Origin of the sequence: Pseudodesulfovibrio pelocollis, assembly GCF_030282845.1 — a bacterium.
Lineage (GTDB): Bacteria > Desulfobacterota > Desulfovibrionia > Desulfovibrionales > Desulfovibrionaceae > Pseudodesulfovibrio > Pseudodesulfovibrio pelocollis.
The window spans coordinates 38007-63463 of record NZ_JASTWE010000014.1 but is presented as its reverse complement, the minus strand read 5'-3'; the positions used below and the strand labels follow the sequence as shown (position 1 = coordinate 63463).

The following is a 25457-nucleotide window of genomic DNA, read 5'->3' as shown; positions in this document are numbered from 1 at the left end:
GGTGGGATCTGCCACTGTACCCCGGTCATGACGCCACCCCCACGATGACCGACGGAAGGGCCGTTAGTCTTCGAACTGCGGCGAACTCGAAGCCGGTGGCAGCGAGAAGTCGCCCAAAATGTTCCGCCGAACGTTCGCGCCCGCCGGTAGCCATAAGCAAGTGTAGATCGCATAGCGCACCGGACACGCTTTGGTCTAGGAGCAACATCTCCACGATGAAGAGCCGCCCGTGGCGGGGGAGCGCGGCCCGTGCATGCCTGAGGATTTGCATCGCCTCTGTGTCGTTCCAGTCGTGGAGTACGCGCGACAAGACCACGGCATCCGCTTCTATCTCCCAAGGTTCGAACAGGTTCCCGCTCCTCCAGCACACCCTGGAAGCAGATGGCGCCATCGCCACCACCTCCGGTCGCTCGAGGACGGTAATATAGACGGACGGGTGCGCGTCCAGGATCAGTTGCGCGAGTACACCTAGCCCGCCTCCTGCATCGATCAGGCGCTCGTCGCCGCAGAGATCAAGGGCGCGGCAGACCTCAGCGTAGTCGTGCCGCGCATAACTTCGCAGCATGCGGTGGTGGCCGAGACGACGTGAGTCGTCGCGTGCGACCTCACCGAACACGTCTGGTGCGGTCCAACAAGTGCTCTTTCGGAGCGCATCGGGCAGGCGTCCCCACATCACAGTGAACGGCCCTGCGTACTCGACCGCGGCGTCGGCAAGCGTGAGGGGATGGTCGGCCTGGAGCAGCTCCCCACGCGCCGTGAGCGTCCACTGATTTTCCTGCCGCGTGGCAAGGTCCAGCTCACCAAGTGCTCGGAGAAGTCGCCGAGCTCCGTCGGTGTGGAGTCCACACTGATCAGCGACCTCGCGTTCGGCCGCTGGCAGCACATCGAAGACGCCGAGTTCGACGGCGGTGCCGATGGTCTGGGTTCGCCAAAACCCCACCATGTCTCCGGAGAGGCTTGCAAATTCCGAGCACCGCGCTGGTCGTAGCTCGACTAAGCTCGCCCCGGTCTCGTCGATGATTTCAAGTGTTCCATCGAAACGCTCTACACGTGCTTGGCCATTGTAGAATGGTTCGACGGTTTGAAAGCGTCGTGCGTAGACCGGTCGACCCTGGAAGTCGACATGCATCCAACCGTCTTCGTCACGGGCGCGCGCGAAGCCCTTGTGGAATACGTCGAGGTCGACGAACCACTCCCCGTGGAGAAGCGAACCTTCGAGTTCGATGTGGGTGGAGTACCCATCGGCTGTCTGTATGGCTGCGATTCCGTCGCGATAGTCGCCTGCATAGCGCCATCGGGTCGGGTAGGCATCCTTACCACATGGCGTGATGTGAAAGTAGTTACCGTCGTGGTCACGAACGGCGCAGCGCCCCTGCTGAAAGTTGCCGCACCAGGCGTGGCGGCGCGTATAGGCGTTGTTCCCGTCGGCAAAGATGTGATGCCAACCATCTGGGGCCACAACGGCGGCCAGTTCTTCGTAGAAACCGAAGGTTCGGATGAAGCGCCGGTCGTATGCGGCTGTACCATCGCTCAGCACGTGCCACGCCAAACCACAGCGGAGGACGGGAGCCAACCCGGGCGCGTGGAACTTCAGGACCTCATCGAAGCGTTCGCTGTACACGGGCTGCCCGCCTTCATCGAGGTGATGCGTGCCGCAGGATGAGACCTGGAAAGATCGCCAGCTCATTCTTTACCTCCAGCCAGCTTGCGCATGTTGCAACTGAGGCAGAGTGAGTGGTTATGGTATGTGGCCATGAGCTCGCGGTAAGCTTCCCCGTTCCAAATTTTCATGAAGTTCTGGTCGGTAAGGTTGCCGAACTCTCCGAGCGTCCGCCGCTGCGCATCGGGGGCACAGCAGGGGTTGAAGCGTCCGACAGCGCTAACCCAAGCCTCCTGCCCCAGGAAGGGGCAAGGTCCGCCGGGTGCCAGATTATCCGTCGCCGAGGGGTCCAGCAAGAATATGTTTTCGAGGAGCACGTGCCTCCCGTTCGGTAGAGTCCGCTCGGCAGCAGCATCTCGCGCCGCTAGTACAGCTTGGTTCCAGCGTTCAATTGCGTCGGAATTACGCCTCATCGACTGTTCATGAATTTCGTCAAAGTGCGTCCAGAGGTGGTGCCCTTTCACGCGGTCGACACCGAGGCCGATGGCTAAACGCACCATGTCGGCTAGCTCAGCCACGTTTGCCTCGAGGAAGGTGAGCTGGAAGGTGATTCGGCAGCGATTCCCTCCGGCCTCGGAGTGGGCGTCGCGCACCATGATGAAGTCGCGAACGTTCTCGATCGCCTTCTCCCAGCGGCTCCCGAGCATGATGGCCTCATGGGTAGCCCTAGTAGCACCGTTCCAGGAAATCTTCACGTCCGAAGTGACCGGGACGATCCGCTCTGCCCATGCCGAGGCACCGAGTCGAGGGAAGGTTCCGTTCGTAGTCAGGTTCAGCTTGACGGCGTAGCGGTGGCAAAGATCGATGATGCCCTCGAAGTGCTCGTACAGCAGAGGTTCTCCCATCGTAGAAGGGATAACCTCGCGGAGACCGTGATGTGCCGTCTCCGCGATCACGCGCTCGATCATTTCAAAAGGCATGAGGCGTTGTGGCTTCCCACCTTCTTTTCGTTGTATCTGAAGCGAACTGTGTGGTGAGTGCTCTTCGCACATCAAGCACCGTAGGTTGCAGGTGTCCGGATTCGTGTCGAACGTGACACGCCAGGGGCCAGCCTGACGAAGCACTTGCGCCGAGGCACGCCGTTTGATGATGCGCTTGTATACAGCTTCGACGTTGCGAGCGTGTTCCTCGGCCGCCGGGATGTCTCCTGAGTCGCTGAACAGGTATCCTCGGTCACCGAGTTGTGCGGCGAGCCTCGGGTCGTCGACGAGGCGCTGCATCTGCTCGGCAAGTGACGCCACTGACCTGTGCTCGAAGAGCAGCCCGTTGACCTCGTGGTGGACATACTCCGCCATCCCACCAACGTTGGCGGTGACGACAGGGACGCGAGCCTGTTGTGCCTCGTGGATGACGAGTGGGGAGTTTTCTACCCACACCGAGGGTACGATGATCGCGTCGCATCGGTCGAACACGTCGCGGACGATCTCATGGTTCTTGTATTCTGGGAGCCACTCGACTCGGCCCGCTGTGTCTCTTGGAAGTGCCCCTGCGATCCGTTGGAGTGCGTCGGTGTCCTGTCCGCGGGGCCGACCCCATATGCGAAGCCGCACCTCCCCCCGAAGCGAGCCGAAGGCTCGGATGAGATGGTGAATCCCCTTCGCGGGGATGTGTGTACCGATGTATCCGAACGTAAAAGGTTCGGCGTCGACCCGACAACGCCCGGCCATTCTCTCTCGCGCGAATCCGTAGTCGAGGTAGACAAGTTTGCGCTCAGGCAGTCCGAAATCGTCGCGGTATCGGTCAAGAAGGTATCGCGCGGGCGCGATGAAGAGGTCGACGAGCTCGGCCATCTCTCGGACATGCCGCATCCTGCGCGCGACCCAGTCTGTCCAATAGGCGACATCCGTGTCTAACTCATTAGGCGCTCCGCTGAAGTAGCGGGCGTAGCAGCGTTCGGCGCACTTGCGGTCCTCCTGTCCATCGCACGCAGCCCAGAGGTTGTTAGAATCCTCGGGGAACATTTGCATGAACTGACCACGGGGGCACATCAGCCAGTAGTCGTGGAGCGTGAAGACGATCGGGATTTCGCGAAGCTCGGCTTCTCGCACGAGTGAGGTGGAGAGGTGGTTCAGGTGACCGACATGAACGATGTCAGGACACACAAGTTCGAGAACCTCAGCGAAGCGATGATCGATCCCCGCTGCGCGGTAGCGATCCTTGAAGCGGGGGTTGTTGACCACGTGCACGGTGACGCGAGGGTCATCGGCGTCCTGCTCCACACGACGTTGGAAGTCAGGCGCAAAGGCGTCTTCTTCCCGGGTGAACACATGAATCTCGTGGCGATCAGCGAGTGCGTGGCATAGTGTCTGACTGTACACCTCGGACCCGGCGTTGTAGCGCATTGGGTAGCCGTGGATGACCTTTAATATCTTCATCGCGCGACCTCCCGCACCTTGACGGTCGGGCGAACGTCACGAAACCCCTGAATGAGCCGGGAGATGCCTTCCTCTAAAGAAACCAACGGATGCCACCCGAGCAGTGCCTTTGCTCGCGAGGAGTCTCCGACGAAGCTCTCAACGTCGAAGTTGCGAGGAGCCGCAAGTCGGATTGGGGAGTCCTGCTGACCGAGTTGAGCGGCCAAGTTAGCGAGCTCCCATAGCGTCGTTGGCTGTCCACTGACAAAGTGGATCGGAGGGGGCGGCGAGTCTCCCATGCCCAGCAGTTCGATTAGAGCGACTATGCCGCGGGTGACGTCATCGATGTGCGTGAAGTCGAAAGTGTGATCGCGCCCGTCAACTCGCAACTCCGTTCCGAGAGCAGCGGCACGGGTGAATGCAGGGACTACCCGGTCGGCGTGGTCGCAGGTCGAGCCGAATACGTTCGACAGCCGAATGGTGCAGGCTCTGATGCCAGCGCGTTGTGCCTCCGCGACGAGCCGTTCGCCTTCCACCTTGGCGCGCCCATATACGTTCACCGGGCGTAGCGGAGCTTCTTCAGTAACCGGTAGCGATTCGGGTTGCCCGTATACTTCGCGGCTGCTGGTGAAAATTAGCCAAGGCTTACGTACTGATTGCGCTGCGGCATAGAGCACGTTACTCAGTCCGCCAACGTTGGTCGCCCAACAGAGATCGGGGTCGCGTTCCCCCCAGAGAACACGCGAGACGGCGGCCAAATGGACTATGCCGTCGACACCCGATACAGCATCTCGCACTCGGTCTCGGTCACAAATATCACCTTGTTCTTCTCCTTGTGCCCGCAGATCAAAGCAAACGACATCGTTTCCCTTGGAAAGAAGAGCTGAAGTGAGAGCAGTGCCGACAAGACCAGATGAGCCGATGATCAGGATTCTATTTTTTTTCATTACATGTGGTTGTTTATTCGTAACGCCAACAGCGGCCGAATCTCCGGCACGACCTGCCGTGCTGATTGTAGTTCATGCCGCCACTCGGATTCGTCCGCATCGCAACGGGACAGTCTGAACTGCCGCACCTCCGGCAGTCCAACCCGTTCTATGGCCTTGCGGCGCGAGGCAAAGGATACGACGCCACGTTTCTCTTCGCGAACCACAGAGTAGAGATGTGCCTGCTTTAATGCGTCGAACAGCTCCTGTCCGGCCTGTTCGGCCGCTTCTTGCAACCGCTCATGGGCGGTGATGGATTCATCCTGGCCGAGGGATGCCTGCACCTGGGCTTCCGCAGTCTGCAGCGCATCCCAGATATGTCGAGCCGTGGGCAGAAACAGTTTGCCTTCCTCGCTCAAGAACACGCTGACATAGCCACGCCGCACCATGGGGATGCGCAGGAGTTGTGTCTTCTGGTGCATTCCGGCCTGAAGACGAATCTCAAACAGCCCCCAGAAACCCGTAATGCTGGCCGGTAGTCCGCTCACGGTTACGCAAGGCAATGGCTGACCTGCCGCGACCTGGGGCAGGTTCAGGGCAAGACCACGGACACGGCTGTTTTCAAGGTTGAGCAGGGTTGCATCGGTCAAGCGATTCGCTTCTCGGGCGCTGAATACGGCTTTGCGGTGTTCCTGACCGTCCGGCCAATTCAGGTCCCACCAGGAGCGCTTGCGACTGGCCACACCGCCATGGGAGTTGAGGTAACCGACCGTCATCCGTTCCACCCAATGGGGTAGCGGATGGGAGCGCAGACGTTCAGCGGTTTGAACATCCGGCTCTTCGGAGATGCCATAGATGGCGGAGGACTCGCGCACCTGCTGAATCTCATCACGAATCTTGGCCACCGTGTTCTCGACGGAGGTCTCGATACCGTCAGGATTAAGGATGGCCGAGGCGAACACATCCTCGAACAACTCACCGGCCTGGGCCGAGTCGAGCACGTCACCGGTCTTGTCGATGCCGAACTCTTCGAAGATCACCGAGAGTTTCTGCTCCAGCACCTCGCGCACGCGGAACTCGACCGAATCTTCAAAAACGAAATTGATCGCCTGTACGGTTTTTGACTGACCAATACGGTCCACACGACCGATACGTTGCTCCAGCCGCATGGGGTTCCAGGGGATGTCGTAGTTGATGATGACGTGGGCGAACTGCAGGTTCAGGCCCTCACCGCCCGCATCGGTGGAGACCAATACGCGATGCGATTTACGGAAGGCATCCTGGGCTGCCCCACGTTCCCCCATGTCCATGGAGCCGTTCAAGGTGACCACAGAGATTCCCCGGGCTTCCAGAAACTCCTTCAACATCTGCTGGGTGGGAACGAACTCCGTGAAGATCAGCACCTTCAGATCCGGTTCGTTTTCCTCGGCTTGTAGCTTGTAGATCCACTCGATCAGCGCCTCGGCCTTGGCGTCGGGGCCAGCCTGTTCACAACGGACCGCCGCGTCGAGCAGGGTCTCAACATGGCTGCCTTCGCTCTGCAGAGCCGACACATGGCATTTCAGCAGCTCATCGAGCAATTCCTGGCCGTCCATGTCGTACAGCTCGGCTATTTCATCGTCTGGGCTTTCCGATCCCTCCGCGCTATTTTCGAGTTCCGCCAGGCGCAGGCTGGCTTGTTGCTCACCATCCTTGAGTGCCGCAAGCCGACGCTCCAGAGTGGTGCGGATCGCCCGGGTGCTGGAGACCACCAGGCGCTGCATCAGGATCATCAGAAAGCCGATGTGGCGCTTCTTCTCGCGCAGGGCCTGGTTGTAGCCCTCGCGCACATAGTCGGTCACCGCCTCGTAGAGAAGCTGCTGCAGTTGGTGACGGCTCTCCCAGGCCACCGGGGCCATCTGCGTCCGCCGGGGTTTGAAGAGCGGCTTGCCGTCGGCATCGATGGCCTTGCGCTTCTCGGTACGGATGACATACGGAGCCACCCGGTCGCGGGAGACGCTGTCCATATCCGGAAAGGCATCGTCATCCAGCAGGTTCATCAGCCGATGGAAGGCATCGGTCTTCCCCTGGTGGGGTGTAGCCGAAAGGAGCAGTACATAGGGCGCGGCCTCCGCCAGGCCCTTGCCGAGTTTGTAGCGGGCGACCTGATCGGTGCTTCCACCCAGGCGGTGCGCTTCGTCCACCACTACCAGGTCCCAACCGGCGGTAATCAGATCCTCGAATCGGCTGCGGTTGTATTCGGCAACGCGCTCGGCGGTCCAGCCGCGCCGCTTGTCCATGGGCTTGACCGAATCCAGGGAAACGATGACCTGATCGAACATCGACCAGGCTGAGCTCCGGTGATCCGCCCCTGGAGCCAGGCGTTGCAATGTGCCGATGTCGTCGCCCAGCACGAGCTGGAACTGTTCGTTGAAATGGGTCTGCATTTCCGCCACCCACTGGGTAGCGATGCCTTTGGGAGAGACGACCAAAATTCGTCGAACCAGCCCGCGCAGCTTGAGCTCGCGCATGACCAGACCGGCCTCGATGGTCTTACCGAGACCCACCTCGTCGGCCAGCAGGTAGCGCACGCGGTCGCCGGAGATGGCCCGGGACAAGGCGTGGATCTGGTGCGGTAGCGGAATGACGTTGGACTCCATGGGAGCCAGCAGCACATGACCGTCGGTGGCGCTGGTGGAGCCTTCAAGCACCTCGGCTACCTTTGCTGCGGCGGCCACATAGGCAATGCGTCCGGCCTCGATCTCTGGCCGCAGGTCGGCACTCAACGGCCGCAAAGCGGAGCGGGGCACGCGCACCACCGCGTCCTGGTTCGGCAACCAGACTCGGCACACCGTCTGCCCCCACAAGGTCTGTTCTTCGATGACCTTGCAGGCGCCGTTATGAACGGTGCTGTATTGCCAAAGCGGTTGATTCATCAAACGACCCTATTTGCGATCTCAGTGAACCAGCCTTTGATCTCTTCATAGCCGTTTCGCTCTTTCAAGCGATCTATGGTCATACGACTTGCCGCGTCTTCGTTAAGCCAATGTTTAATCGAACGCCTCTGGATTTTTCCTTGCCCGTTCAACAGTGTTTTTATTTCGGTTTCAACATCACAGTCGTCTGAAAGCCCAAACGTGAAGTTAAAGCCAACGACAGGCTGCAATGCTTCACTTATTGCATCAATGTGTAGGTAATTCTCCATTTCCCGCTTTGAAGTCAAAAATCCAATGGACCCGTCTCCTCTTGCATTTACAGCATCTCTATCGTCCTGGTATTTGTATTTTCCGTTCTTCAGTTCGTCACGGTCGTAAATATGGACTTCTGGAAGCCCCACATTTTTTAGGTAATGCTGATTTACCCATTCCTTCAAGGTGCTTCCACCCAAGACGACCAACGCAACTCTTGGATCTGCAAACATATCAATGACGGATGCGTCCTCCGCTCGGAGATGGCCACTAATACGCTTCAAAAATTGCAGGTCATGCGGACCTTCTACACACACCAAAACTTTTGCCCGTTTGTCAGGGATGATTCCCAGATCAGCGACAACCGTCTTGATTACATCATCATCTGCAATACAGACATCTCTGCCATTTAGGTCGTGAGAACAGACATATCGAATGGAAGTGATTGGTAATAGTGACGCCAAAGCAGGGACGTGTGTGGTAAGCATAACTTGGCAACCATCGGCTTCGGCGATAGCCTGCAATGCTTCAATGACCTTTCGCTGGTTGTCTGGATGCTGTGCAGTCTCCGGCTCTTCCACTGCGTAAATAATATTCCCTTTCTTATGCTCTTCTCGAAGCCGTTCCGCTTCAGCACGGAAGAAGCTGAACAGAACCAATCTCCGGACACCGCTGCCCCTCTTGTTGATTGGTATTTCATCGTCTCCTGTTAGAGAGAGTTTGAAAAGTCCGTCCCATTTTGGGTCTGATTTGAAATTCGGGTTGAGTTGCGATGAAAGCGCACTATCGAAATCAGCAAGCTTCGTAATGGTACGATTGGCTACATCAAGCGTGCGTGCTTTGACCTTTTCCTTCACTGCGTCCAGTTCAGCTTGCACTTCTTCGATTGCCTGTTTTATGGCGACCTTGAGAGGGTCCTGGACTTCTGAGTCTTCGTCTGTTGACGGGCGGTCTGCTCGGAAAAGGGCGTATTCGGGTAGGTATTTGGAGAGCTGTTCCCAGATGGCTTTGGCATCTTCCTTGTCTAGTTGGATTTCGGAAGGCCCAAATTCCAGATCGGCTGCGCTCCCCCAAATGGCCTTTCTAAGGGCTGCATTAGATCGTTTATCTACTCCGGCATCGATATTCGCAGCCTCACCAGCTTTTTTCAATTCAGCGTTCTTTTTTGATAACAGACCATCGAAGCCGTTGGCCGTTGGATGGTTGGCAATCGCAAACACCTTTGGCTTCTTTAGCGCTCCGTCGGAAAACTCGTAGACCTTATGGATTTCAAGTAAGCCATCGACATTCAGTAGATGCTCGTCTGCAAGCGTTGTGACAGAAGACGCGTCAATGGTGATCGAATCAGGAAAATCCGAAAAAACGCAGCCGATTCTTAATTCGCCGCTGCCCCCGGCATGAACACAAATATCTGAAGCGTCAATTTTGCCCAATGGGTGGTCAAAAAAAACGGCCAAGGCATCAAATATGGAGGACTTTCCCGCATCATTTTTTCCGATAAACGCCGTGAGCTGGTCTATCTGAATTCGATGCTGATTCTTGTAGCCACGGAAATTTTGAAGAACGACTTCTCTGAGAAACATTATTCCCCTCCCATCCGTGTTACCGCCTGGTCGTACCACATGAGCAGTTTGGGATCTTCTTCAAGGACGTTGTTGGGGATCTTGTCGGCCACGGCGGCGATGACGGCGTAGTCGCGTTCCTGCCAGGCTTTCTTGAATCCGGCGCGGACAGCTTCCAAACGGAATTTCTCTCGGGTGGTAAACTTCTTGGCTCGCTGCTTGTACTCCTCAAATTCCTTAAGAAGGGCTCGCTCCCTCAGTTTGTCGAGGTCCCCCTGCTTTTTGGGATCGGGCACATACCACCGGTCACGGGCTTTGGTCACCAGCGCCGGGTCATCCTTGGGCAGGTTGCGCAGTTCCTTCCAATTGGTGGAAAGGTAGGCGTGGATTTGCTCGGGCACCGGGCCTTTGCCGTCGTAGCAGAGGAAGTTCTGGTTCAGGAGTTCGCGCAGATCGAGCTGGGCCTCGTTCTTGCTCCAGCCGCCGAGTTGCTGCATGAACTGCGGGGTGATGTCGGAGAAGGTCTGCGGCTTTTCCTTGATGAGCTGACGGAGCCATTGGATCGACGAGGCCTCGTCGGAGACAAACATCGAAAGCTGCTGTGGGGCACCGGAAGTCATCTTCTTGCGGTCGTATTCGGCCACCTGATCCGGCAGGAAATACATGCCGTCACGCTCGATGAAGCGTTGTGCCAGCCCGATCTGAAATTCCTGGCTTGAGATCGGCACCGGGTAACCCTTGCGGACATAGAATGCGATCATCTGGTCGAATAGGATGCGCGGATCGCGCTCGGGCACCATTAGCAACAAAACGCCTTGGAGCTTGGTTACCGGCAGATACTTCAAGTGCGTGCGGACAAAATCCCACACGCCTTCTTCAGTCTGCGCCTCCTTCTGGAAACGGTCTTCAAACCCACCATTAGGTTTGTAGGCCGAGATGACGAGGTCTTGTTTGACCGCAGTTGGGGTAGTGTAAGCCATTATCGACCCCTGCTTTTTATTTAGAACAGAGACATTCGCGACAATAAATCCAGCGTCTGATATTGCCGTCTGAATATTGTTCCAAATACCAGCGCTTGTATTAGAAAACTCTACAGTCATCCAGCGCCCAGGTTTCAATTGGTTGTATGCCTGTCGAAAGCACTGAGTCATAAGAGATCGGTATTCATCAATCCCCTTGTTCTGTGACCTATTTTCAATTGCCTCCTCGGCATTATTCGTACCTACTTTAAGCCATGCCTCCCATATTGAATTTAGTTCTGAGTAGTTCAGATTTGCGCCGAAAGGCGGATCAATGAATACATAGTCCAAACCCGCTTCGATAGATGAGTCCACCGTAGACGACATGGTCTGAATAATGGCAACCCGATCTCGATGAGACTTGACTTTATAAAACTGAACAAGCTGGTTCAGCTTTTTCTTGTAAACGGGAATCATGTTACCTTCACTATGGATGGAAGGCATATACAAAGTACCCGTTCTAGGTCTGTGCCCGCCACCTGGGTTGTATTGCCTCATCTGCGTGGCGTGCCAAGAGGTATTCAGAAAACCGAACTTGAAGGGAGTAAGTTCAGATTTGTCAGCCAAATACAAAATCTTCGACATCACTGATAGATTTCGAGGTGAATAAAAGTGATGAGTGTGCGTGATACCAACCGGATCATTTCTCCTAGACTCATGCCCCTCAATCATGCGATTGATAGGAAACCATCCGTCTAATCCCTCGTTTTCTATCTTCTCCAAAATTTCGAAGTCACCCTCGTCAGGTTTCTTCTCATATCGTTTTCCACCAACGCTATAATTGATCAAAGCAGGTATCTGCTTGGCCTGCCGAATCGTCTCTCCCAAGAATCGGTCATAAGTGGTAACCCAAGCACGGTCCATATTGCGCTTTGTTAAGCTGGCCTGGCAATTAGGACATTGAAACTCATCGTTTACTGTCTCAGATTCTTTGTCGACTGCAACATTCCAGAATACAATCTCATTAGTGCAATCAGGACAGACAAATACATCTGACCAGATTGTGTAGTTCACTTTCGCCTTGGTCACCCCGTCTGTATGAGTTGTTTCATACATCCATCCACATTCTCGCTCGATTATTTTGATGAATTTCTTAACTTCATTTTCAAATGATGCCGTATCAACATAAAGGTTGTAGTTATGCGCGAGGAACGTCGCCGCCGGTGAAAGGTCGTTTAGTACAGCTTTGCGGACACCAAGCTTTGAAAAAGGCTTCCAAACCTTTTTGCCACCTTCATCCACCTCTTCCTGCAAAATGGTCCCGTCCGGCTTCACCTGATAGCCGAGAGACATTACCACTTCACGATCGCCACACATCTGCGCAGCCACGCCCGTCATGCCGGTCCCGCAGAATCCGTCGAACACGATGTCCCCCGGCTGTGTGTAGTGGAGGATGTAACGCATGATGGCCTTGTGCGGCACCTTGGTGTGGTAGGAGTGCGCGTTGTAAATGGGGTCATTTTTCCCCTCGCTCACGTCGGCCGCAAAAGGCTCACGGTGATAGTGATAGCCTTCAGGCTGCTCTGGCTTCTGCGCCTCCCATTCAGCTATGAAATCGGCAATCCATGGGTTCGGGCAGGCGGTGTAGTACGGCGGATCGCTCAGGTTCAGGATGTCTTCGTCGCTGCCGATGGGAAAGCCTTCGATCTTGCGGAACTCCGGGTCCCGCAGCTTCTTGCGCAGCTCCTCGGTAAAGTGGGCGCGGCGGGCCTCATCGTTCTCGAAGGTCATGCCGAGGCAAGTCACCGGGCCGGAGGGCTTCTGCGTCTCTTCAAGCAGCGAGTCGAACAAACTGGTTTCTTTCATCTTCATAATCCTTGGCTTTCGTCTTTTGTCTCAGCTTGGTCACTTTGCGGGTGACCAAACTCGGCGAAGTTGGTCACTCGCTTAGTCACTCTTATTCCATGACGATCCGCACCTTGGCCGGGTCCTTGCCCTTGGTGAGCTGATCAATGTACTCTTCAAAGCGTTTCTTCATCTCCGCCGGGGTGGCCGGGCCGTCGGTGACCTGCAGGGCCTGTTGCAGCTCCTGCGCATTGACGGTGACCTTGACCAGGCCGGAGAGTACTTCCTTCAATGCATGGACAAAGTTGCTGTCCAGCGGCACCGGCAGTTCCTTCGACTTGATGAAGGCCTCCAGGGGCTCGCGGTCGTCGATTTTCAGCAGGTCCATGTTGGCCTGGGTGATCGGGTCCTCCAGGTTGCTGAGGATGGTGGAGGTCCAGGCCGTCACCATGGCGTCGAGCTGGGCGTCCATCTGGTCGATCATCTGCGAGCCTGCCGCCGCACCTGTTTCCACCGAAGGCCGGAACCCGCAATGCGGGCAGATGGGCGAGGCGTCGAGGTTTTGCTCGGTCAGGGCAAAGCAGCTTTTCAGTCCGGCCAGGCGATTCTGGTAATCGGTGAGCTGCTGCCGGGGCATCAGGTCGATACCAGCCAGTTTGAGCAGGGTTTGCAGGCGCTGGTCGTTGAGCAGGCCTGCCTTGCGCTTGTCGTCGTTCACCCCCAGCCGGGCTTTGGTGTGCAGGCCGATGTAGGCGACGGTGTAATCCTTCTTCAGCTTTTGCAGCTTGGCCCCGATGGACTGGGACTGGCTGGCCAGCTCGGTCAGGTCGGCCTGCTTGAGGGCATCCAGCACGTCCTGCCGGGTGGTCTTCATACGATCCACCCAGTCGTGCTCGGCTGGCAGCACCGCCTCGGCGGTGGAGAGCCAGGACGCCGTCGGGTTGTGGTCCATGATGAACTCGCGCAGGGCGTCCAGCTCATCCAGGGCCTTCACGGCCTTTTCGTGGGCCAGCACTTCGGGAGCGCTGTAGCGGAAGTTTTTCAGCTTACCCGGCGAGGAGTAGGCCTGGAGCGATTCAAAGAAGCCCTTGGCCTCGTCCAGCCCGCTGGCCTGGCTGGATAGGTCGGTTCCCGCGAGCAGGTCCAGGCCCCAGAAGGAGAGCCCTTCGCGCAGGGTCTGTTGGGTCATGACAATGCGCTTGACGATCTTGCCCACCGCCTGCTGCAGGTTCTGCACCGGCTCGTCCTTGCCCTGGGTAACGAGCTGAGCCATGCCCGGCGTCATGCCGAGCAGTTCGAACAACGCTTTGAGCGCGGGCAGGTTCCATTCTTTCGGCTGTTCCAGATGCTTGAAGCGGGTCAGCTCGTCCATGCCGGTCGCGGCAAGCTGCTGTAGCCCGGTGGCGTCGAATTTCTTGCCCGGGATGGCGAGCACGATGTCGCCTGAGTAGACCAGGGCAGCCACCAGGACACTCACCCATTCGGGTTCCAGGCGCGAACCGCCCGGGTTCATGTATTCAAGCCCGTGGTCGTCCTGGATGATCTCGCTACGGTTGACCACCTGGCCGTGGCCCTTGGCCTTGACGGCATCGAGGATGAACTTGGTGTATTTCGACTTGTAGGGGTCGATCTTATCGCCGTCGAGCAGCTCCAGGGCGTCCAACACGGCGGTGGCCTGCTTGGTGCGGTTCTGCCCGGCGATGGCCCGCAGGGCGTCCTGCGCGGCCTGGGCGCGGTTGTTGCCGGTGATCAGGACCGAGAAGAACGGGTAGTCCGGGGCCTGGTTCTCGAAGTTCGGTGCCAGGCAGACACCGGCGATGGTGTTCACCAAGTCGCGGAAGTTGATGGTCTCGTTGGGTGACAGGCCCGACAGGTCGCGGATGGATTTGCCCTTGGCCCATTCGGTCATGGACTTGGCGCGGCCCTGATAGGTGACCTCGAAGGCATCGCTCATGTGCTTCTGCAGCCACTGGACCAGCTTCTTCAGGAAACCGTTGGCCTTCGATTCATAGGTGGCCTTGGCATGGCCCGATGAGGTGGCTGCAAGATCCAGTGCGGCCGCATAGCTCTTCAGCGCAGTCTGGAATTCCTCGTCGGTGCCTTTCATCCGGAAAAAGACCTCGTCGTTGACCTTGTCGTCCTTGAAGCGCGGCGGATCGTTGGGCTGGATGAAATACAGGTAGAAGTCCCGCTGTGGCACGGCGGTGGAGCGCTCGTTGGGAGCGCCGAAAAAGAGGTAGCCGGCGCGGGCTGCCTTGTGCTCATGCCACAGTAGCTCGTGCTGCCAGATCTTGTAACCCGTCACATAGGTGGCATCCTGGCATTCCATGACCCGCTTGAGCGCCTCGTAGTAGAAACGGTCGAGCTGAGCCTGCCCCAGGCTTTCGGCCCGTTTGTCGATCAGGGCGTCGAAGTCGTCGGTCTTCTTCAGGTCGAGATAGAACTGGCGGTTGTCGGCATTGAAGGAGATGAACTGGCCGCTGACTGTCTTGTGGATCTCGCGCAAAACGGTTTCTACATGGGTCTGCAGGTCCTTATCCGGTTCATCGCTACCTAGCTCGGCGATCAGCGGATCAAACAGGCAAAGGCGGTCGCGCAGTTCCTCGGCGGATGCGCCCATGGGGGCGTAAATGTCGCCAGTGGTGAGACGGTGAACGGACAGCGCATGGATCAGGCGCAGCGCCATCGGCTTGTATTGCTTGCGGGTGATGGCGTTCTCGATGCGGGATTCCAGTACCTGGCTGCAATCAATGACTGCCCGGATCTCGGGAATGGCACGGAACGAAGCGTTCTGCTTGAGGGTACCCCAATAGCTGTCGAAGGCGATCAGACCGGGCTCGTCCTGCGGCACGTCCTTGCCGAGAATGCCTTTCATGCCCATGGACAGGGTCTTGAGCACCTCGCGTTTTTCCACCACGGTGACCCGCTCGAAGGTGTCGATGTAATCAGGATGCACCGGGAAGAGGCGGACAAACTCGTCCATGCGCTCGTTGAGCCCGCCGTAGTATTTGGCAAAAGGCATCAGGTAGTCGCGGATCTTGGCCTGCTGCTCGGCGGTCTTCTTGAGCAGACGCTCGGCAACGACGAATTTCACGTCGCTGCGGGCAATGAGGATCTGCTCGAAGCGATCCTTCACCCGGCGGATGCTGTCGGCGACAAAGGCGAAGCGCGGGCTATCGAAAATGGCTTCCTGGACACCGGCCATGAAGCGAAAGCGCAAGTTCTTGCAGACCTCGCCGACCTCGCGGAGGAAGTTGAGGTCGAGGATCAGCTCCTGGTCCTTGCGGGTGCGCAGGAAGTCGAGCAGCTCGTCGACCACCAGCAGCAGGCCGTGTTCGGGAAAGACCTCGCCAAACTTGGCCATCATGTCTTCGAAGGCCCGTTTGTGGCTTGAGATGGTGCCCGCCTCGGGAAAGACATATTCCACACCGAGTTTTTCGAGATGCTCTTCCAGTTCGGCCACTAGAATGTCGCGCAAGGACATGGTAGTGGCTCCGATCTCGGTACGGATAACCTTGAAACGTCCGGCGATCTGAGCGGCTGCGTCGCGGACACCATCGTTCTTCAGCCTTTCCAGCAGGGAGGCGTCTGCGGCAAGGCTGGAGACCACCGACATCAAGTGCGACTTACCGGTGCCGTAGTTGCCGACCACCAGCAGGCCCTTGTTATCGACCGGCTGGTCGAACTGCATCTGAGGAATGACAAGCTGGGTGAGCCGTTCGGCCATTTCCTCGGAAATGACATAGGTGTTCACGAGGGTGTGCGCGGCGCTCGATTTGTCCGCGTCACGCAACTGAACGACCGACTCAATCGGGTCGAATTGGATAAGGTCTCCGTATTTCATGCTTGTCCTGCCTCTCTATTGTTTTTTTGCCGAATCGACCGTGGCCGTGCCATCCATGCCCACAATCATGGCATCAACCGAGTCATAGCTGCGGTACTCGGGATGGCCGGTTTCGGCGTACAAAAGCCTCCTGGAATTCATGGTTCCGTTCCACGAAGCCACCACGGCCCGGTTTCTTGAAATGCCCTGCAGCAGGCGCAAGGGGTCCTGCTGGAGATCCTTGTCGAAAAGGATCTCGAGATTATCCAGCACCACGGGTGACTGAGCCTGGTCCGCGATCTGGTCGAGAATGCCCGGTAGTCGAAGCGACCTCTGCTTGGCTGTCAGTTCCAGCAGTTCGCCCGAGAGCGCCAGATTGACGTTGACGACGGACGAGCCGAATTCCTCGGCAATAGCCCGAAGAACGCTGGTCTTGCCGGAACCGGTCTCACCCACCAGCAGCACCAGGCGGTGATACAAGCCTTCGGCTGCCTGTAGGGATCGTTTTATCTTGTCGTGAATCGGCTCGGCCATGGTCGCTCCTTATTGCTCGGTGTCAGGCTTATCGGATTTGTCAGCCGCACCGCCGGAGCGGACCCATTCGTCCACTTCGTCTTGTTTGAACATCCAGCGACGACCGACGCGATGACCGGGCATAGCCCGCTGTTCGATCCACTTGTAAACGGTCTCGTTGCTTACATTCAGATATTTGCAAATGTCATCGACAGTCAGCCATCTCTCATCCATAGCCTTCGTCCTTCGTTCATTATGTTTTCGGTAAAAGCCCGAGGGCTATCTGCCGCCTAAGAAGTCAGAATACAACACTCAATATTAGTCATTCCAAAACTACAATGAAGATTTGCCAAACACAAGCGGTTTGTGCCGAATAGTGTCGAAGTGTAGCTTTTGGCAGGAGGCGCGCCTTTTCAGACGATCAAGCACAATCGCAGGGCATGGAGGATTTTAATGGAGTTGTTGAGGTGCAAGGCCGAGGTCTTTTCTGCCGAATAGCCATGCCTTCCTCTTTTTGCTGAAGGAATAATAGCATAATAAATCAGATATTTAAAGAGATAGGTGTGGTTTTTGCCGTGCAGAGGTCTAGACTTTACATCCTCACCTGAGCACCAAACAGAACGAGGTGGCGGTCATGGACGTAAGCACAATGTTGCAGCCTTTCCTTGTTGTAGGTCTATAGCCACTTGGTGGCATTCCTTCTTTCCTACATTCCCGATTTTCATTTCACCGAGATTGCGAGTTTTGTCCGAATCACCGAAGGGAATCAGGGCCAATGAAATTTTGAGCATCAGATCCTCTTTTTGTCTCTGGCCTCGCACAGGTTAGAATCGTACAAAAGCTGGCGATTCAATCTTATTGAAACGAAAAAGTTGAATCGTGATTAATTGAAGTTTTTGATAATTATATCAAGCATAAGACGAGTTTCTGGGCCTGGAGTATAGGCCCTTTTGGGCCTACAGATTCTGCATCCACCCATAAACCCGTCCTGCCCAGCCAGTAATTGAATCGGGAGGGAGAATGCCCTTGTTGTCAGAAGGTGTTTGTGGGTGATTGACCCCAATGTGGTGGTCCTTCCCGCAAAGCTCTTCAAGCAGCTTTCTCGGCCATCTGAGGGATGCCCGAAGCATCTCCCGCTGGAGGCGATCAAGGTTTTTGGCCCAGTCCTCTTGGTTCTCGACGACAAGCAGCTGTGTGGACAGGGCCTTTTCAGCATCAGAGGTGTCGACCTCAAGTAGATATACTGTCTTGTGGTCAACACCCAAACCAATTATCGCCATGCTCCTTGGTTCCCCCGTTGTTGAAAGTTGGTGCTTCGTACACCTTCCTTCGCTGGGAAGGGGCATGACCTTTTCTGAAACGGGAACGCATCCATGGGCTTCAATCAGAACGTTGATCATGGCCAAAAAGCATTTGAATTTGTTCTCAAAAATATCATCGTAGTTCGTTTCGTCATTCAACGTAGCCCAATCCCCTCCGGGGAGCCCGTGATCTGCTACTCCCTCTTCCGTGCTTATGGGCGGTTGGGAGTCGGAGTTTTCGTGATCAGAGTGCGATGTGGCTCTTTTTTTTTCTTTTGTGGTGACCTTAGCCACGTAGAATGGATGTTTGAATGTTATAGTGACGCGTTCGTTTTCCAATGTTGCCGGTTGGATATTAGCATTTGAGACGATATCATCATGGACAATTGTGGGAGTATCTGATCCCCCTCCGGCAGGACGAGCGCCATGTCCTTCTCCATGTATCGTATTCTCAAACTCTGGGTGTTCCATCGAGACACTCCGAAACGGGGTGTTCGGGATGTTTTCTATCCGGTCAATTTCGTACAGAAAAAACAACTTGGAATTTGTTTCATAATGCCCGCGTGCATAAAGATCGACTTGTTCAAGTTGTGGAGGATCAAATTGGAATTTCCATTTTCTGTATTTGTAGGTGTCGTACCCATAAAGCCGTTGATACTTTGTGATACTTCGGTAGGAACCTTTGACGTCGGCATTCAACAATATCCAGGATAAATAATTGCGGCATGTTGGATCATTGAGGTGCGAGAGCGAATAACTGGTACAAGGCATCACACGAATGACAGCGTTGTCTTTATCATCAATTTCCACAGCGAAGTCCGTCTCCAAGCAGTCCGATTCGATTGCGGTTCTGGAAAGATAGCCTCCATGGAAGAAAAGTATCCGTGCCAGTTCAAACTGGGGGAGATAGACGGTTATGCCGTCCGGGGTTGTGAAGACGAAGCAGAATTGGCCGAACTCTTGTTTTTTTGAGTACCCATCACCGATGGGGCATTGGCCGATCGTTTTGACTTCCCAATGGCTTGTACCCGAAAGGGTGAAGTTCAGCGGGTGGCCGGGTTTTTTGAACGTTTGAGTTGCCCTGAGCAGCCGCCTTCTGGCTAGGAGCGAGGCGTTAGATATACTTGTATATTTTTTTGACTGAGGTGGTGAGAAGCTAACGTTGATGTTCCACTTGCTTCCAGTGAGGCTTCTGAAGAGCGAGCCAATCTCCCACACCGTCACGTTGTCATCAATGCCGTCGAGAAAGTATTTGGTCATGCTGACCACCCTGATTGGCGCAAGAACTCTCTGGTTCGCTTGGTCATTCTCTGCTCGTTCAGGCCTGACAGTCGCATGAGTTCCCAGTAGAGGAGTGAGCCAGCTGATGATTCCTTGTCCTGAAGAACGCGGTTAATCCGCCTAATCTGATAACTGGCCACGTCTTCGCTGTATTTTTTCAAAAATGCAGCCGAAAGCGGCAGTTTGTCCATCTTTCGCGACAGGTGCCGGCAAGCAGCTTGCGCGAGGTACCAGTTCGCGCTTCGTCGTGGATCGGTGTGCTTGTCCCCATGTGATCTTTTCACATGCTCCAGCCGTTCCAGAATTTCCAGGTCCCGCGCTTGCCAATCAATCCTTTTCCCATCTGATCGAGTTGATTTGCGATATCGCGCATTGATTTCCAGTAACCACTTTTTATCATGCCTGTAAAGCCAGGTGTAAATGGAGTCGGCACCGAGTAATCTTCCCTGCCTCGTTCCGTGTGTTTTCAGGATGACCATCCATGTTTCGCGCATTCTGGTGAGCTTGGCGGATGATACTCTTGGGGTGTGGAGGGAGGCCGCAGGAGCTTTTCTTTGCTTCTGTTTTCGCACTTGGTTCATCACTTCGAGGATATGCCAATCTGGGCCCAGCAGAGCCTCCAGAACGATGATATGCTCCATGTAGCTGAACGCCTTCCGGGGCTTGCGCATTATCAAGCGCAACCAAGAGGATTGGCTGTCGTCGATCAGAATCCCGATCCGCTGCAGCAGGCGCTCCGGCCAGCAGGTTAGAATTTTCTGCTTGAGGAGATCGTATATGACCTTGTCGCCGCGTGTGATACCCGTGTCGTGAGCGAAGTGCTTGTAGAAGAGGCCCCATTGTTCAAGGGAGGGAGATGGCGAGGAGGGGAGGTTGAGAAGCTCAAAGACCCGGAGTTCGATGCGCTTATCGACCGGAGGAGGAAGGCTGTGCTGGGGATCGATGGCCTTTTCCGGGGTGAGCGCAATGAATTCATGCCGGTGATAGTTGCGGAGCCTGTGTTGCGTCTTAAGCAACGTTGCATGCTTGAGGCAGGCATCACAGCCGGCAACTTGCCATAGGCGTTCCCAGTAATATTCCCCGTACCGAGCAAGCTGCTCATTCAGGCAAGAGGGGCATAGTCTGAAATGCCTTCTGGGTTTAACTCGGGAAGTGGTGATGCCCAAGGATAGGTGGGCTGCCCCCTTGGAGGCGCGGGCCATCCATTGAAGGCATTTCTGTCTCCGGGCTTCCGGGACGAATGGCGCATAGAGCGGAAGCAGCGTATGCTTGTATGCCAATTGCTCAGGGGTGAGCCCCAGAGACTGTGGGTAATGCTTGGACAAGGTTTCGAGGTGGGACGGCAGGTCGACCGTGGCGACGATCATTCGATTGCCGAAGGCCTCGTCGAGCAGTCGCTTGGGGCTGGTTATGCCGAAGTGGACTCCGGCTCGCGCCACAGTGCTGTATATGAGCTCTTCAGGGTATGGCACGGGGAAATTGAGCATGGGCCTATCCCGTTTTCAGCCAATCCTCCATGTTGAAGATGACGGAGGACCGCTTCAGGTATCCATACATGTCGGCGTCCGCTTGGGAATACATGAATCTGAGATCCTTTGATTCCAGCGTATGCCACTTCTTTCGAGGAATCGAGGATCGATTCTTCCTGGGTTTTTCTCGAGGGAGTTCATTTGATTCATACCAAGACAGGACCATTGCAACCATATCTTTCGTCGCGAGCTCAGGGTATTCTTGAACAACTCGCCTGACCAGCGGTGTGATGGTGCTTCGCTCGCAATCCATGGCCACGAGCAGGTTGTATAGGCGCTGGGCTTTGGGGTTCCCTTCAAAGCCTGTCTTTGCGCTATCATTAATTTCCTTTACCCCTATCGAAGCTGTTAGTCGAAGCAGCTTGTTGTCGATGTCCGGGACGATAAGGTCTGAGAAAGCTGCTATGCGATCCGGATCACCGGATCGAAGCGCTGCCAGCATGGGATGGACTGGCTTCAGTTCGTCTTCGTAGACCTTTTCCAGGAGCCCGGTCGTAATCCTCTCCACTCCCGTGGCAATGGCGCGTAGTTGAGCGAGGACGAACAGTTTCACCACGATGTCGATGACGCCCTGTGACAAGTCGTACCAACAAGCCCGCACCTCTTCACTCAGGCTTTCACCGCCCCGTTGCAGCCATTGATAGGACCAGAGCTTGTCGGTGAATGCCACCCATTCGGTCTTGCGGGGTTTTCCTGTCGCATGGTCGACAACGGCGGGCGGGGCTGTCATCGGCTCCCAAAGGAGAGAGCCGAATCCCGCGCCGCGCCGCCCGGAACGCAGATCATTTTCAAAGATGGGCCTGGCTTTTGGCGTGCCGACAAAAACAACCGGCAGGCCGATGACATTGACCAATGAGACGAAAAAATTGAGCATTTGTTCGACGCCACCTGATCGTTTGCGACTGAGGTGCTGTATTTCGTCGATGACCAGCACGCCGATGGCGTGGGCGTTGGCCACCTGGCTCACCTTTGCCAGGAGGGGGTTTAAACCATATCGTTTACCGGTGTACTTGGTCTCGTAGTCGGTGTGGAGCACTTGGTCGAGCGCCCGGAAGAATTGGATGCAGAGGTTCTTGAGGGAACCGTCGTGCGGGCAGTCCACTTTGAGATAGGCGAGTTGGGTGAAGTTGTGCTCCTCGTGAAAGATCACCTGCGGGTACAAGGAAAGTATTCTGCTCAAGGTTGTGCTTTTTCCGCTCCCGGAGCATCCAATCAGCGAGAGGCTCAATGCTGTGGACTTGGCCTGATGGAAGCGGCAGACCTCCAGGTCACCAGTCATGACCCGTTCGTATCCGTTCTGCATGTGCAAGTGCAGCGAGCCGTCTTTCAGGTTGCGGCCGACATATCCCCGGCGGATCATGATGGAGATCTTCTCTTCGAGCTGCAGGTGCGCCGAGAGGGGCTGGAAAAAATCGTCGAGCAGTGAGGCTATGATGTGTGCCCGAGTCCGCCCATCCGCAGTAATGTCCCGTGGATCGAATTGGATAGTGCCGGTAAGTCCTTTTTTGACCTGCTGAAGTGTCATGGACGGGGGCAGAGCCTCGATGAACGGGTTTTCCCGGTATTGGGGTATTTCAGCTTCTTGGTAAATGGCTTTGAACATATGTTGTGGGAGCGTCATTTAGGTATCCTCATCGCCAAATAGAGCATCGATGTGATCCGGGAAACCGTAGGTTTCCTTTTTCGTCTCCTTGAAAGGAACCGTTTTCGCAACGGATGGTGGAGTGGCCTGCTGGAACCCATTATTCAGTGTTCGGCGTTCTTCGCCCTTCTCTCGTTCCCTGTTTGCACGGATACTGCGAATTCGCTCGGCTTTCGTTCTTCCGTCCTCAGGGAGAGGCTTCCCTTCGGCCTTGGCGATAATTGCGGCCACATGTTTCTCATGCTGTCGCTTATGGGTTTCCATGCGCATCTTGCTGTTGGCTAAGGCTTTTTTCTGCTCGTTCTTGATATTCCACACGTTCCAGAAGGACGCGCCGGCGAATTCCCGCGACCGGGGCGTCAGGCGGCAAGTCCAGTACTCCGTGGAGTTCTTGACAGGGAAGAGGTAGATGATATCAGCGCAGGCAGGGTCATAGGCGGCCTGAAGCCCTGCAGGCCTTCTGACCTCTCTGGCCCGATGGAGCCAACCCTCGGCAACCACTTCCGGCGACGTGTAGTATACTCCGAACACTGAAACGCCCATTTCGGAGACTGTGGCCTTGGTTCTCGGCAACAGGCTGATGCGAATGGCATCCTCCGAGGCGGCGCGTAACCGTCCTGTCCGGTGTTGGATTCCCCAGTTCCAAAGGGACAAGGGGGTCATTTCCAGATCCCCAGGCATGTCCGGCTCCCTGTCATACCGTTCGAGTACGGCGTACTGGTTATGCATCAGCACGGACGACAGGATAATCTCCTTGAAGTCTCGTATGGAGAGCTTGGCATCCAGCCGGTAATCCCTGCCGCCCTGTTTCCGTACCATGGTGTCCCCCACGACGCCGGGGGCAAAGGGCTTGAAGTCGGCTTGGATCGTCCTGAAATTGCGTTCCACAATCCCTTTCGCATCCCCCCGATAGGGAGGGGTGTTTTCGATCCGCACAGAGAAGCTGCTTTCCAGGGATTCGATTTGGTGTCCCAACAGTTCGCCTCTATCCGCCAGTATCGCGTCCGGCAATCCGATTGCCGGCCAGTCCGCTTCGGATATTTCGAACCCGAATTCTTCGCAAAGTCGCACTTTGTTGCCCAAGGCCATGGTCAGGGCCTGGATGGCGGCGGGGTAGGAGGGATTTTCAAAGCCCACATAGAATCCGGCCACCATGCGGCTGAATACGTCCATGACGAAATAGACCACGGGCCGCCCGACGATGTTCCGCCTTTCACTGTCCGAAACCAGATAGATGTCGGCAATGGTGGCGTCTATCTCGTAACGGGAGCCCGGTCCAAGCGCGTCTGCCGCAGCTGTCGAGAGAATAGGCCTGGTGTCCTTGTTGAATTCGATTCTGCTTTTTCGCTTCTTGAGCGTCTCGGGCAACTGGTACTCACGCTGATAGAAGTGCTGCATCTGCCTTCGCGTAGGCATTTCCGATTCTTTGATGTCCGGGAAATACTGCTCGTAGATGTCCTTGAATCGCCTGTGTGCATAAGGGAAACTGCATCCCTTGTCCTTGAGCAGGTACTTGTCGATGGCCATCCGGAACAGCCGTTCGGTCTGAGCATCAATGGTCGCCCCGATTCCGGGCGTGAACGTGCGGCGCCTGCCGAGTTTCTTGCCAGTGGCGACCCGCTTTTTCCCTTTGCCGCCGGAATTTTTGTAATCAGGAAGCAAGGCATTGGGTGTTTGGCCCCTTTGCCAATAGCGCCGCAGCAACTTGTACAAGTGCGGCTTTGAGGCTTTCCCGGTCTCCAGGACTTCCTTGATGCGGGCGGTCAAAACCTTGCGGTTGTAATATTCTGGATCGCCGACGATCCCCCGGATCAGCGTAAAGTTTGCATCCCGTTTGGTTTGGGCCGGGCTGCCTTGTTCAGGCATTTCCAGTGCAAGTTTGGCGTGCGGATCTTCCACCCGGAAAAGGATTTCGTCCTCGAATGCTTTTGCCAGGTCGTCCACCAGGACCAGCGAGGGGAATCCTTTGGGATCCTCCAGGCCGATCCAGACCAGTTGTGGCCCAAGCAGCGAGAGGACCCGGAACAGTCTCCCTTCATACTTGAGAACTTCATTGACCCTGAACATGAAGTATCTCCTGCATGGCGGTGGTTTCGGCGGGAACCAGATCTGTCGGTGCGAGTTTGCGAAACGCGATGTGAATGTCGAACAGGAAGCAACGCTGGGCAAGCAGTTGCCGGATTTCCCCAAGGGATTCGCCGAGGGTGAGGTCGTAGGCGACATCCAGGGATTTGGCCAGATCAATCATCGTGGGGGCTTTGCTTTGGGCGAAATGGTGGCTGTAGAAATTCGTTTTATGCGCCAGATCAATCTCAGGCAATTCGTCACGTTGCGCCGGGTAGAGCCATTTGATGTTTGCAAGGACGGCGACCGGGATCTCCTTTTCCGTGATCAGATGCCACGGCACCCCTTTGCGCTCCCAGTACCTGCGCTCCAATTCCAGCTTCTCGATCACACGGGGCTTCTGCAGCTCTCTGGAATATTTGGCCTGCAAGGCAAATCGGGGTTCATCGGAGCGGGAGGTGTCCACGAGAAAATCCGATGACATGTATTGGGGTACGCCGGAGATTGCGGGGTGGGGGATGCCGTGTTGTTCGGCAATCTCAAGGGTGAGTTCCCTTTGAAGCGGAAACTGTTCCCGGATCTCGATGACGTCTCGTTGCCATTCCAAGAGAAGGAAGACCGCAAGTTCGAGATCCGAGAATAGGTGGTGGGTCCGTAGCGACTTATGGCCGAAGACGCGATGGGAGCGCCCCTGGGAGGGCAGGTCCCGTACCGTCAGCCAGGGCTTGTACTCGTTTCGTCTGCCGTCGCCGCGACCTTCCTTCAGCCACCGCTGGAAGGTTACCTCGGAATGGGAATATCGCATGGCCATAAAAAGCCGCTCCTGATTTG

General features: G+C 56.0%; 14 protein-coding genes. All 14 read right to left on the bottom strand.

Annotated features, from left to right (window positions below):
- Window positions 1-25 precede the first annotated feature (25 nt).
- The 14 genes from QQS14_RS06990 to QQS14_RS06925 all read right to left on the bottom strand — a co-directional run bounded on the left by QQS14_RS06990 (window position 26) and on the right by QQS14_RS06925 (window position 25437).
- Window positions 26-1687 (bottom strand): methyltransferase, encoded by a 1662-nt coding sequence (locus QQS14_RS06990; protein ID WP_285906253.1) that lies wholly within the window; start codon window positions 1685-1687, stop codon window positions 26-28.
- The gene (locus QQS14_RS06985; protein WP_285906252.1) at window positions 1684-4035 is read right to left on the bottom strand and encodes a glycosyltransferase; all 2352 of its coding nucleotides are present in this window, start codon (window positions 4033-4035) and stop codon (window positions 1684-1686) included. Before QQS14_RS06985 ends, QQS14_RS06990 begins: the two co-directional genes overlap by 4 nt.
- Window positions 4032-4961, bottom strand: coding sequence for an NAD-dependent epimerase/dehydratase family protein (locus tag QQS14_RS06980; RefSeq protein WP_285906251.1), 930 nt, complete (start codon window positions 4959-4961; stop codon window positions 4032-4034). Before QQS14_RS06980 ends, QQS14_RS06985 begins: the two co-directional genes overlap by 4 nt.
- A complete protein-coding gene (locus tag QQS14_RS06975) occupies window positions 4961-7855 on the bottom strand; it encodes a DEAD/DEAH box helicase (RefSeq protein ID WP_285906250.1) in 2895 nt (964 codons plus the stop codon). The genes QQS14_RS06980 and QQS14_RS06975 overlap by 1 nt, the downstream gene beginning before the upstream one ends.
- Window positions 7855-9690, bottom strand: a complete 1836-nt coding sequence (locus QQS14_RS06970) for an ATP-binding protein (protein ID WP_285906249.1) — start codon at window positions 9688-9690, stop codon at window positions 7855-7857. Before QQS14_RS06970 ends, QQS14_RS06975 begins: the two co-directional genes overlap by 1 nt.
- Window positions 9690-12494: a DNA methyltransferase gene (locus QQS14_RS06965; protein ID WP_285906248.1), complete on the bottom strand. Its 2805-nt coding sequence runs from the start codon at window positions 12492-12494 to the stop codon at window positions 9690-9692. The genes QQS14_RS06970 and QQS14_RS06965 overlap by 1 nt, the downstream gene beginning before the upstream one ends.
- Window positions 12495-12585: 91 nt before the next feature.
- Complete coding sequence (locus QQS14_RS06960; RefSeq protein ID WP_285906247.1) at window positions 12586-16317, bottom strand: DUF6079 family protein; 3732 nt, start codon at window positions 16315-16317, stop codon at window positions 12586-12588.
- Window positions 16318-16332: 15 nt separating this feature from the next.
- Complete coding sequence (gene brxF, locus QQS14_RS06955; RefSeq protein WP_285906246.1) at window positions 16333-16830, bottom strand: BREX-3 system P-loop-containing protein BrxF; 498 nt, start codon at window positions 16828-16830, stop codon at window positions 16333-16335.
- 9 nt (window positions 16831-16839) lie between these two features.
- Window positions 16840-17043 carry a helix-turn-helix domain-containing protein gene (locus QQS14_RS06950; protein ID WP_011927933.1) on the bottom strand — a complete coding sequence of 68 codons (204 nt, stop codon included), beginning with the start codon at window positions 17041-17043 and terminating at the stop codon, window positions 16840-16842.
- Window positions 17044-17765: 722 nt separating this feature from the next.
- Window positions 17766-19370: a Tn7-like element transposition protein TnsE gene (locus QQS14_RS06945; RefSeq protein ID WP_285906245.1), complete on the bottom strand. Its 1605-nt coding sequence runs from the start codon at window positions 19368-19370 to the stop codon at window positions 17766-17768.
- The gene (locus tag QQS14_RS06940; RefSeq protein WP_285906244.1) at window positions 19367-20878 is read right to left on the bottom strand and encodes a TnsD family Tn7-like transposition protein; all 1512 of its coding nucleotides are present in this window, start codon (window positions 20876-20878) and stop codon (window positions 19367-19369) included. Before QQS14_RS06940 ends, QQS14_RS06945 begins: the two co-directional genes overlap by 4 nt.
- Before the next feature lie 4 nt (window positions 20879-20882).
- Window positions 20883-22541 carry an AAA family ATPase gene (locus tag QQS14_RS06935; RefSeq protein WP_285906243.1) on the bottom strand — a complete coding sequence of 553 codons (1659 nt, stop codon included), beginning with the start codon at window positions 22539-22541 and terminating at the stop codon, window positions 20883-20885.
- On the bottom strand, window positions 22542-24629 hold the full coding sequence (locus tag QQS14_RS06930; protein WP_285906242.1) for a DDE-type integrase/transposase/recombinase: 2088 nt from the start codon (window positions 24627-24629) through the stop codon (window positions 22542-22544).
- Complete coding sequence (locus QQS14_RS06925) at window positions 24613-25437, bottom strand: TnsA endonuclease N-terminal domain-containing protein (protein WP_285906241.1); 825 nt, start codon at window positions 25435-25437, stop codon at window positions 24613-24615. The genes QQS14_RS06930 and QQS14_RS06925 overlap by 17 nt, the downstream gene beginning before the upstream one ends.
- Window positions 25438-25457 lie beyond the last annotated feature (20 nt).

Excerpts from the sequence above, each read along its gene's own strand:
- QQS14_RS06960 (WP_285906247.1), bottom strand. The coding sequence starts at position 16,317 with ATGAAATACGGAGACCTTATCCAATTCGACCCGATTGAGTCGGTCGTT.
- QQS14_RS06980 (WP_285906251.1), bottom strand. The coding sequence starts at position 4,961 with ATGAAAAAAAATAGAATCCTGATCATCGGCTCATCTGGTCTTGTCGGC.
- QQS14_RS06970 (WP_285906249.1), bottom strand. The coding sequence starts at position 9,690 with ATGTTTCTCAGAGAAGTCGTTCTTCAAAATTTCCGTGGCTACAAGAAT.
- QQS14_RS06990 (WP_285906253.1), bottom strand. The coding sequence starts at position 1,687 with ATGAGCTGGCGATCTTTCCAGGTCTCATCCTGCGGCACGCATCACCTC.
- QQS14_RS06965 (WP_285906248.1), bottom strand. The coding sequence starts at position 12,494 with ATGAAAGAAACCAGTTTGTTCGACTCGCTGCTTGAAGAGACGCAGAAG.
- QQS14_RS06945 (WP_285906245.1), bottom strand. The coding sequence starts at position 19,370 with ATGACCAAATACTTTCTCGACGGCATTGATGACAACGTGACGGTGTGG.
- QQS14_RS06925 (WP_285906241.1), bottom strand. The coding sequence starts at position 25,437 with ATGGCCATGCGATATTCCCATTCCGAGGTAACCTTCCAGCGGTGGCTG.
- QQS14_RS06940 (WP_285906244.1), bottom strand. The coding sequence starts at position 20,878 with ATGCTCAATTTCCCCGTGCCATACCCTGAAGAGCTCATATACAGCACT.
- QQS14_RS06930 (WP_285906242.1), bottom strand. The coding sequence starts at position 24,629 with ATGTTCAGGGTCAATGAAGTTCTCAAGTATGAAGGGAGACTGTTCCGG.
- brxF (WP_285906246.1), bottom strand. The coding sequence starts at position 16,830 with ATGGCCGAGCCGATTCACGACAAGATAAAACGATCCCTACAGGCAGCC.
- QQS14_RS06975 (WP_285906250.1), bottom strand. The coding sequence starts at position 7,855 with ATGAATCAACCGCTTTGGCAATACAGCACCGTTCATAACGGCGCCTGC.
- QQS14_RS06985 (WP_285906252.1), bottom strand. The coding sequence starts at position 4,035 with ATGAAGATATTAAAGGTCATCCACGGCTACCCAATGCGCTACAACGCC.
- QQS14_RS06950 (WP_011927933.1), bottom strand. The coding sequence starts at position 17,043 with ATGGATGAGAGATGGCTGACTGTCGATGACATTTGCAAATATCTGAAT.
- QQS14_RS06935 (WP_285906243.1), bottom strand. The coding sequence starts at position 22,541 with ATGACGCTCCCACAACATATGTTCAAAGCCATTTACCAAGAAGCTGAA.